This is a genomic window from Brachyspira catarrhinii, assembly GCF_005518285.1.
GTDB lineage: Bacteria > Spirochaetota > Brachyspiria > Brachyspirales > Brachyspiraceae > Brachyspira > Brachyspira catarrhinii.
The window spans coordinates 1-848 of sequence record NZ_SJDU01000641.1 but is presented as its reverse complement, the minus strand read 5'-3'; the positions used below and the strand labels follow the sequence as shown (position 1 = coordinate 848).

The following is an 848-nucleotide window of genomic DNA, read 5'->3' as shown; positions in this document are numbered from 1 at the left end:
TGTCGGCGGCGAAGTTTTATGTTATGTTTGGTATGGAAGCTTATTTCTAATATGATAGAAGGCGTTAATTCGGGTTATAAGAAAATTTTGCAATTGGAAGGCACGGGTTATCGTTCCAATGTTCAGGGAAATGTTATAACTTTGCAGTTGGGTTTTTCAAACGATGTTAAAATGAAAATACCTGAAGGAATAAAAGTTACGGTAGAAAAAGATACGAAAATTATTATAGAAGGTAACGATAAAGAGCAAGTGGGCGAACTCGCTATGAATATTAAAAAGAAAAGACCTGTCGAGCCTTATAAAGGAAAAGGCGTTAGATTTGAAGGCGAGTATGTAAAACATAAAGAAAGCAAAAAAGCCGCTAAATAAAGGGGAAATTATGGGATTAAGAGAAAAAATTAAATCTCAAAGAGAAAGAAGAAAGAGAAGCATTCGTATAAAGATAGAGGGAACTTCAAAGCGTCCGAGACTTACCGTTTATAAAAGTCTTAAATATATTTCCGCTCAAATTGTGGACGATAGCAAGGGAATAACTTTGGCGTCCGCATCTTCGCAAGAAAAAGATATGAAGAGCGGTAAAAATGTGGATATTGCGAAAGAGATAGGAAAAACTTTGGCAAGCAGGGCGAAAGATAAAAATATAAGCGAAGTCGTATTCGATAGAAACGGATATATTTATCATGGAAAAGTAAAATCTTTGGCTGAAGGCGCCAGAGAATCGGGATTGAAATTTTAAGGAGTAAGACTTTAATGAGTAATAACGGTTATCATAACGAAGAAAAAAATATGTATGAAGAGCGTCTTATAACTTTAAATAGAGTATGCCAAAGTTATTCCCTTGCTATCGT

General features: G+C 34.9%; 2 protein-coding genes. Both read left to right on the top strand.

Going from position 1 to position 848, the window contains the following annotated elements:
* Positions 1 to 369: 50S ribosomal protein L6 (locus tag EZH24_RS12810; protein WP_137999421.1), on the top strand; the 369-nt coding region annotated here is incomplete at its 5' end.
* 10 nt (positions 370 to 379) lie between these two features.
* Entirely contained in the window at positions 380 to 736 is a 357-nt protein-coding gene (gene rplR / locus EZH24_RS12805) for a 50S ribosomal protein L18 (RefSeq protein WP_137999420.1), read from the top strand.
* The last annotated feature ends 112 nt before the right edge of the window (positions 737 to 848 follow it).